Annotated in this window: 6 protein-coding genes; 5 read left to right on the forward strand and 1 reads right to left on the reverse strand. The window is 56.9% G+C overall.

Annotation, left to right across the window (positions count from 1 at the left end; translation table 11 throughout):
- Positions 1–75 precede the first annotated feature (75 nt).
- The 5 genes from HPY65_07600 (at position 76) to HPY65_07620 (ending at position 6,708) form a co-directional block, all read left to right on the forward strand.
- Positions 76–1,086, forward strand: coding sequence for a hypothetical protein (locus HPY65_07600; protein NPU84338.1), 1,011 nt, complete (start codon positions 76–78; stop codon positions 1,084–1,086).
- Complete coding sequence (locus HPY65_07605; GenBank protein NPU84339.1) at positions 1,067–4,303, forward strand: hypothetical protein; 3,237 nt, start codon at positions 1,067–1,069, stop codon at positions 4,301–4,303. The genes HPY65_07600 and HPY65_07605 overlap by 20 nt, the downstream gene beginning before the upstream one ends.
- A gap of 62 nt (positions 4,304–4,365) precedes the next feature.
- Entirely contained in the window at positions 4,366–5,142 is a 777-nt protein-coding gene (locus HPY65_07610; GenBank protein ID NPU84340.1) for a FecR domain-containing protein, read from the forward strand.
- Between the two features lie 127 nt (positions 5,143–5,269).
- The gene (locus HPY65_07615; GenBank protein NPU84341.1) at positions 5,270–5,797 is read left to right on the forward strand and encodes a hypothetical protein; all 528 of its coding nucleotides are present in this window, start codon (positions 5,270–5,272) and stop codon (positions 5,795–5,797) included.
- A gap of 104 nt (positions 5,798–5,901) precedes the next feature.
- Positions 5,902–6,708 (forward strand): hypothetical protein, encoded by an 807-nt coding sequence (locus HPY65_07620; GenBank protein ID NPU84342.1) that lies wholly within the window; start codon positions 5,902–5,904, stop codon positions 6,706–6,708.
- An 82-nt stretch (positions 6,709–6,790) separates the two neighbouring features.
- On the opposite strand, the gene recJ is transcribed toward HPY65_07620, so the two are convergent.
- Positions 6,791–8,533 carry a single-stranded-DNA-specific exonuclease RecJ gene (gene recJ / locus HPY65_07625; protein NPU84343.1) on the reverse strand — a complete coding sequence of 581 codons (1,743 nt, stop codon included), beginning with the start codon at positions 8,531–8,533 and terminating at the stop codon, positions 6,791–6,793.
- Positions 8,534–8,765: the final 232 nt, after the last annotated feature.

Consider the following 8,765-nt stretch of genomic DNA (forward strand, 5'->3'; position numbering starts at 1 on the left):
GGATCGATGGTCGAGCAGGACGTTATCCCGGAAACCGGAGGAAGGGGTGCAATGGTTATCCGTGAGGAAGATGCAATGAGTGAAGAATCACAACCGGGGCACAGGGCTCCCGAAGATGACGCCATGATCCAGTTGATGGACTTCTGGCTGGTCGTCAAGCGACGGAAGCGGTTCATCGGCCGGTTCATCCTGGCGGTCCTGATACTGACCGTTGTGTCGACCCTGTTGATGCAAGACGTTTACCAGGCGACGGCGGTCATTTCACCCATCGCCGGGAAAGATTCCGGCGGGACCCTGTCGACACTGGCGCAGCAGTTCGGAGGTCTCGCCGGGGGATCGCTCCTGGGCACGCCGGCCAGCGCCAATGACATCATGAATTTTCTGAACTCAAACGTCCTGAGGGAAAAGGTCATCGAGAGAAACAATCTGTTGCCCGTGCTGTTTCCGGACGAATGGGACTGGAAACGGAATCGCTGGGAAAAGGGATTTCTCGGCGGCATCAGCCTGAACCCGCTCACCTATGTCGACAAAGCCGTTCGGATGCTGCAACCGGGACCGGTGCCGTGCAGGCTGGAGAAAGTCGATGGAATCCCCGACACCTGGGACGGCCTCCGAAAACTCGACGACATGGTGACCGTGAAGAACAATCTCGATGAAAACTCCATCACGATTGCCGTCGCCTGCCCGGACCCCGACACGGCTGCCAAAATCGTGGAGTATTTCCTGACCGCCCTGAACGACCACATGAGCAGCGAGGCGCGGCGGGTGGTCCTGGTGAACCGCAAGTATCTCGAGGAGCAGCTCGACAAGACGGCCGACCCGTTCATCCGGCAGAACATCTACAACATGATCGCCCAGCAGATCGAGCGATCCATGACCGTGGAAGCGAAGGAAAACTTCGCCTTCAAGGTCATCGACCCGCCCAGGGCGCCCGATAGGAAGTTCAAGCCGAAACGGGCCCGGATCGTTCTGGTGAGCCTGTTTCTTTCCCTGTCTATCGCCGTTGCAACCGTGTTTGTCCTGGAAAATCTGGAAGGCTGGAAAAATTTTCTGAAGGAGCGAGAGAATGAAAAATCGGTCCGTTGAATCGATTCTCTTCATCTTGATGTTCTTCCTGCTGTCAGCCTGGTCCTGCCCGGCACAGGACCTGTCGGCCGACGCCGTCTGCCGGCAGAAGAACCTCACACCGCAGCAGTGCCAGGAACTGAAGAAGCGGATCACGGCTTCGGGCATTTCGTCGAATGGCCTGAACGGTTCCAACAATGGATTCCTGAATGGGTCCCTGAATACAGGACAGTCACAGGATCAAGACCTGTCGATTGACGCCGTCTGCCGGCAAAAGAACCTCACACTGCAGCAATGCCAGATCTTGAAGAATCAGCTTTCCAGTCTTGGCAACGGCATGGAGCCCGCCGCCGCCGGGAATGGGAATACGGCGCTGCTTCAGGGGAACCGGAACAGGCCGGGACTATCTTCAAAACCGGAAAAAAAAGGCCTTTTCGAACGGTCGCGACCGGCCGGGCGGTTTCAGGACGTGTCAACGGATCTGAATCCTTTCGGCTACGACTTTTTCCGGGATGCCGCGGTCGGCATGACAACGGACCGGAAAGACGTCCCCGTTCCGATGAACTATGTTGTCGGGCCTGGAGACGAGGTGAAGATTCTATTGTGGGGCCGTGTGAATGGTCAGCACAACCTCGTTGTCGACCGGGACGGAAAGATCATGCTGCCCCAGATCGGCCCGATCTTTGTGGCCGGCATGACCTTCGAGGAAATGTCCAAGAAGGTGATCGCCCAGGCCCAGCAGATCGTCGGCGCCAGTGTCGATATTTCCATGGGCTCGCTGAAAACGATCCCCATCTTCGTCCTGGGCGATGTACGACGGCCCGGAGCTTACACCATCGGCTCTCTGGCGACGATCACCGATGCTCTGCTCATGGCGGGCGGCCCGACGGACATCGGATCGATGCGAAAAATCCAGCTTCGCCGGAAGGGAAGGATCGCGGGGTCTTTTGACCTCTATGACCTTTTCCTGAAAGGGGACCGGTCCAACGACATGACTATTCAGCGGGACGACGTGGTGTTCGTACCGGTGGTGGGGCCGATCGTGGGCATAGCGGGCAATGTGCGTCGTCCGGCTATTTACGAAATCAAGGATACAACGGACCTGAATCAAGTCTTCGCTCTGGCGGGGGGGATCATTCCGTCGGCCTATATGCAGCAGATCCAGGTATCGAGGGTACAGAACAACGAACGGCAGGTCGTCATCGACCTGAGCGACCGGGAGATCAGGAACTCCGACAGGTTCCATATGCAGGACGCAGATCTGGTGCGTGTCTTCTCCATCGTCGACATCGACCGGAACGCCGTCCACCTGGAGGGGAATGTCCACAAGCCCGGCAAATTCGAATACAAGCCTGGAATGAGGGTGCGGGACCTCATCCATGGAGTCGACAACCTTAAGGACGAAACCTTTTTTGAGTATGCGCTGATCAAGAGAATCCAGCCGCCCGAACGGAGCACGCTGCTGGTGCCCTTCAGCCTGCATCGCCTTTTTATTGAAAAGGACGAGGCCGACAATATCGAACTGAGGCCCGAGGACCGGGTGTTCGTATTTTCCCGCTGGATGTTCCAGGACAGGCCGTTTGCCACCATTGAAGGAGAAATCCGCGGAGACTGCCTTGAAATTGCCGATCTCACCGGCGATGGCCTGGAAATTATCCCTGGAACAAAACAAGGGACTGCAGACCGGAAGAAAAACTGGTCGGCGCAGGCCATCCGAATTCAGAGAATCGGGGAAGATCTGGAACGCGACCATCAGAAACTGCTGGCGGAGCGCGTGCTCGCTATTTCCGATCGTTTGAAGAAGAAAGGCCGTTATGACCCGAAGGAAGATCTCCGGGAAGCAGCAGCGGAGATGCGAAAGATGAACATGTCCGGCTATCTGGAACAAATCAGCGACGTGGAGAAGGAGTTCACCGCTGCCTGCCGGTTCCCGGTCGCCGAGAACCTGCACGTCCGGGACGCCATCCTCGGTGCGGGCGGATTGACGCCCGATGCGGACCTGGAAACGGGGGAGGTCGTCCGCTTCAACAGTGACCGGGAGTACGAAACCCTTTACTTCCACGTGGGAAAGGCCATGTCCGGCGACCCGCGGGAAAACCACGCCGTCCTGCCGAAGGACCGTATCGTCGTTCATTCCATATGGGAAAAAATACAGCGTCAGTATGTCTATATCGAAGGAGAGGTAAGCCGGCCCGGAATCCATGTATACACAAAAGGCATGAAAGTCAGCGACCTTGTCTTCAAGGGCGGCGGCCTGCTGGAGTCGGCCTACCGGGAAGAAGCCGAACTTTCGTCGCAAACGGTGAAAGAAGGAAAGATAGGAATTCTGCAGCACAAAAAGATCCGTTTGAATGACGTGCTTGAGGGAAAGCCCGGAGCCGATGAGGAGCTGAATCCCTTCGACCGGCTTCTGGTCAGGAGAATCAGCAACTGGCGTACGGAACAGTTTGCCTCTGTCTCGGGGGAGATTCTTTTCGAGGGGAAGTATGCATTCCGGAAGGGCGAGCGTCTGTCATCCCTCATCGAGCGGGCCGGAGGATACACAGAAAAGGCCTATCTGCGAGGCGCCGTCTTCACGAGGGAGAGCGTACGGTCGCTGCAGCAGAGCAGCCTGGAGGACATGGCCCGGAGGATGGAAAAGGAGATCCTCTCCGGAAGTGCGACGAACATTTCCTCTTTGCTCTCCGCCGAAGATGTGGCGGCCAGGAAGATTGAGCTGGAGCAGAAGAAGAAGCTGGTCGAGGTCTTGCGTCAGTTGAAGGCAACGGGTCGAATGACGATCCAGCTCGGACACCTGCGGGTCCTCAAGGGCGGTCCGTATGACATCGAGCTGGAAAACGGCGACAGCCTTTACCTTCCGCCGCGGCCGAGCGTTGTGAACGTGGCGGGCGCCGTGATGAGCCCGACAAGCCACCTGTTCATGGAACGCCTGGATTACAGGGATTACATCCGTCTCTCCGGCGGATACAGCAGGTATGCGGACGAGGACAGCATCTTCATTCTGAAGGCTAATGGCAGCGCCATCAGGGCGGGCGATCGTTACCTGAGCTGGAGCGACGGCCGGGAGCGATGGGAACTGGCGCCATTTGCGGATCGTGACGATGCCATGGAACCGGGTGATGTGGTGGTGGTTCCGGAGAAACTGGAGCGGATCGCCTGGCTCCGGGAGATCCGGGATATTGCACAGATTCTCATGAACATCGCCGCCACGACGGGGATCATCATCAAGGTGTTTTAGTGAGTGTAAGTGTCTGTAATGTATCGTGATGCATCCGTAAGATCGCATATGGGGAGGAGATCATGAACAGGGCTGGGATTCGTTGTCTGATTGCCGTCATTTTTTTCATGCAAGTCTTCATTCCGGCTTCCGTGTCTGCCGCCCCACAGTTGGGGCGGTTCATTCTCGTCAATGGAGAAGTCACCCTGAGCCGGACCGGAGTGATGTCCAGGCCGGAAACAGGGACGGGGGTGGAAGAGGGGGACGTCATACAAACGGGAAAGAACGCCTCCGTCAAGGTGATGCTGGCGGACGATACGGTGATCACGGTTGACCGGAACAGCCGCGTCGTCATGAAAAAATTCGTCCTCAGGAGCGGAATCCGGTCGGCGAAGATCTACGTGGAATACGGCAAGATCGCAGCCGACGTGAAGCGCTTCATCGGGGGTAAGAACACCTTCGACCTGGAGGGCCCGACTGCCGTTGCGGGGATGATCGGAACGATGATCGAATTTGCAGTCGTGATCGGAGCCGACGGAGTACCGACGACAACGGTTACCTGTTTGTCCGGATCTGTTTTTGTAACCACAGCAGAGGGATCGGTTACGCTGGCGGCGGGGCAGACGGCTGTGGCTGTCGCATCGGCCGCACCGGCGATTACAACGGCGGCAACCGCTGCCGCGGCGGCGGGAGCGGCCGGAGGAACGGCTGCGACCATAACCGTCGGCGCGGGGACCATTGCCGCCGGCGTGGCGATAGCCGTGGCGGTGGCTGCCTTGGCGGTTGCGGCAGCGGGCGGTGGTGGGGGCGGCAGCAATGCCCTTGCAGTCCCGGTTCATGCGACAACAACTCATCATTGAGCTTAATCCATGAATCTGTTTTCAGGGGGCGATTTCTGAAAAAAACAGACTACTTTTTATGTGTTCAGCGCGTTCCGGTATGCAGATGGTGAAATGTTTCCGGAGAATAAGCGCGAGAAGACACCTCTTGCATTTCGTTGGGAAAAACAAGCGGTTCATTCCCGTAATGCCTCTCTGTTTCGCGTTGGTACTGGTTTCCTGCCAGACCGTGCAGATGACGCGACTTTCTTTGGATGAGCAGGGGACGATTCTCTCGGCAGCCGAGAGAACCTTTATCCTTATGAATGAAAAGAGGTACGGGAACGTCTGGGAAAGCATCAGTGAAAAATCAAAGGATGCAATCGTCAGGGACGTACTCAAGGCCTGTAAGGCCTTTCACGTCACGTGTGATGGTAAAAAACTTCAGGAGGATTTTGCTACCGGGGGGCCTGATGCGACTGCTTACTGGCATAATTATCTGGAAACATTTGAACCGGACTCCATACTGATAGAGAGCATATGGAAAATGGGCAAAGCAGGTGCCGAAGAAGCGGACATTCTCCTCCGGCACAAGGACTCGAGCAGGGATGTCGTCCTCAAGGTCGTCAAAGAGAATGGAGCATGGAGAACGGGCCTGGAAGAGAGCTTCGGAGTCAGGAAGTGGATGCGGTGGTAGAATCGGGAAAGTTGAGGCGCTTACGGATAATTACAAACCTCTCGACAGGATGGAAAAGCACCTGCAGATGTGTTATGGCTGGGATCACCGCAAAGGAGGTCGTTATGATCAGAAAGATTCTAGCCGTCCTGCTATTCCTGCTGGTCGTTCCCGCTTTTATCGCCGCGGACGGAGTTCTTGCGGCCCCGGCGAAGTGGGGAACCATCATGTACGTTCATGCCAAGACGAACATCCGGGCCAAGCGGACTATCAATTCAGGTCTCAAAGGGCAGCTTCAGGCCGGTCAGGCCGTGAAAGCGGACTTGCTCGAGGACGACTGGTACGCTATTTTCAAGCCCTCCGAGACACGGCGCTCCGAGCGATATGCCCTCGGTTACGTCTATGCCCCGAGGCTCTTTCCGAGCAGGGAGGGGGAAGAGGCTGCCGCCGCGACACCGAAGCCGAAGACCGACGGCGACACCGTGGACGTTGAGGTGAAGTCCATCCGGTTCAAGGTCACGGCAGATGGCAAAGAGGCAATTCTGGTGGAGTTCAATCGATTTTACATGCCTGCGATTTATTACGTTGAAGGGAAGGCGCCGAAAATCGTCATGGACATCACCAACACGACATCCATCCGGAAGGAATGGACCGAGATGAAGGTGCAAGGTACGATGATCAAGCGGGTCCGGGCGACGGCCGTGCCCGCTGGCAAGATCCTGCGGATTGCCCTCGATATGGATCCTACGAGAAATTACAATGCCAATCCCATTCTGTACAGGAGCGAGAACACCTATGCCGTCGAGGTAAGTGATGTTGCCGGCGTGCAACCGACCCCGTCGTCGCCGGCCTCCAACACGCCACCTTCCAAGGCTGTCCGGGAAGACCAACCGGCTTCGGCTCCGGCGGTTTCCACAGACGTGAAGAAATAGCGAAAGCGCAAGAAAGACAGATGAACGAGAAAGGCAGGCCCTCAGGCCTGCCTTTTTTACATGGGTGTGACTGGCGTGGAGGTCAGTTCGACACCGAGATCGATATGTCATGCATCTTGAGCTGAATGTCCGAGAGGCCACCCCAGGTGTTGATCTGGGGGGTGAAGGCGATGTCGATGGGCAGTCCGGTGATGGTTTCCAGGTAATGCCCTTTGCTGAACCAGATCGAATTACAGTGAATTCCACTGCTGTTGATGCGCATACGCAGATGGTTGTTGCCGACAATGGAGGGGGAGACAACGTTGACGTTGCGCACGCAGAGGATGGGTTCGGGGTTGCTGGCGCCGTAAGGTGCAAGGGTCTCGATCTGGGAGAGAAGGCTGTGGGTGATGTCCTGGAGACGGCATTCCGCGTCGATGAATGTCTGGGAGACCATGTCGGAGGCCTGTGTCTCTTCCAGGATCACCGATTCGAGGAGGTTCCTGAAATCGGGGATATGTTCTTCCCGGATGGAGATGCCCGCCGCGAATCGGTGACCTCCGTAGGACAGGAGCAACGAATCGCAGCGCTGAAGGCCCCGGTAGATGTCGAAATCGGCGATGCTGCGGCCGGATCCCTTGCCGATGCCGTCCTTGAGGCTGATGAGAATGGCGGGGCGGTAGTATCGGTCCACCAGCCGCGAAGCCACAATTCCGATCACGCCGGGGTGCCAGCGAGCGGAGGCGAACACGAGGGAACGGGCATTCTCGGGATCCATATTGTCTTCGATCTCCTTGAGAATCTCGCTCAGAATCTCCCGCTCGATATCCTGACGGCGCCGGTTGTAGACATCCAGCTGTCGGGCCAACTGTCGTGCCGCTTCCATGTCTTCCGTCATCAGCAGATCAACGGCTTCCCGGGGGGATGCTATGCGGCCGGCCGCATTGATACGGGGAATCAGGTTGTAGGAGGCTTTGGTGGAATCGACCGCCTGGCTGTCGATTCCGCAGACTTCCTTGAGGGCCCGGATGCCTGTACGACGTCCTTCCGTGATCAAATCAAGACCGATTTTTGCGAGTATACGGTTTTCATCGATCAGGGGGGAGATGTCGCCGATCGTCCCGAGCGCCACCAGATCGAGGTATTGCCTGAGGTTGGGATAAGTCTGGCTGTTCCAGAAGCCTTCCTCGCGGAGAACTCCCCGCAAAGCGATCAGGAAATTGAAAGCAATTCCCACGGCGGCCAAATCCTTGAAGGGAAATGGGCAGTCGCTGCGGTGGGGGTTGATGACGGCAGCGGCGTTGGGCAGCGTCGAAGGAACCTCGTGGTGGTCCAGGATGACCGTGTCGATGCCAAGACTCCTGGCATACTCGACTTCGTCGAAATCGGAGATCCCGCAATCCACCGTTACGATCAGGTTGATGCCCTGATTTTTAAATCGGTCGATGGCTGTCCTGTTGAGGCTATAACCCTCTCCGATCCGATCCGGGATGTGATAGGAGACGGACGGATCGATGGTGCGGAGGAATTTCAGGAGAAGCACGACCGAGGTGATCCCGTCCGCGTCATAATCGCCATAGATGACAATGCTCTCCCGGTTGCGAAAGGCCTTGACCAGCCTGTTGACGCCCTTCCTCATGTCTTTCATGAGGTAGGGATTGTGAAGGTCTGCCAGGGAAGGGGAGAGGAAACGCTTCGCGTCGTCGATCTCCAGAATGTCGCGGCTGGTTAGAATCTGAGAGACGATGGGCGAGAGTCCCAATTCCGAAGACAGCTTTTCCTGGATGGTTGGGTCCACTTCCGAGAGGCGCCATCGGGTTATCGGGAGGTTCTTCGGCTGCATCATCCGCCTAGGTAAGGAATCAGATTCTTTAATAAAATCTGGCATCCTGTAACATACGGAACCTGGACGGTCAAGGAAAGAGTGGAAAAAAGAAGGCCATGGTGTTCACCATGGCCTTCCGTGTCTGTACCGGCCGTGGCCGGGGATTTTGTGATTACAGACCGCTCTTGAAGTCGTCGCGCATCAGCTCGCGGGCGATGATCATGCGGCGGATTTCCGACGTACCGGCGCCGAT

The organism is Syntrophaceae bacterium, from assembly GCA_013177825.1.
Classification (GTDB): Bacteria; Desulfobacterota; Syntrophia; order Syntrophales; family PHBD01; genus PHBD01.

Bases quoted from the DNA above. Each gene is read 5' to 3' on its own strand.
- HPY65_07600 (NPU84338.1), top strand. From the start codon at position 76: ATGAGTGAAGAATCACAACCGGGGCACAGGGCTCCCGAAGATGACGCC.
- HPY65_07605 (NPU84339.1), top strand. From the start codon at position 1,067: ATGAAAAATCGGTCCGTTGAATCGATTCTCTTCATCTTGATGTTCTTC.
- HPY65_07610 (NPU84340.1), top strand. From the start codon at position 4,366: ATGAACAGGGCTGGGATTCGTTGTCTGATTGCCGTCATTTTTTTCATG.
- HPY65_07620 (NPU84342.1), top strand. From the start codon at position 5,902: ATGATCAGAAAGATTCTAGCCGTCCTGCTATTCCTGCTGGTCGTTCCC.
- recJ (NPU84343.1), bottom strand. From the start codon at position 8,533: ATGATGCAGCCGAAGAACCTCCCGATAACCCGATGGCGCCTCTCGGAA.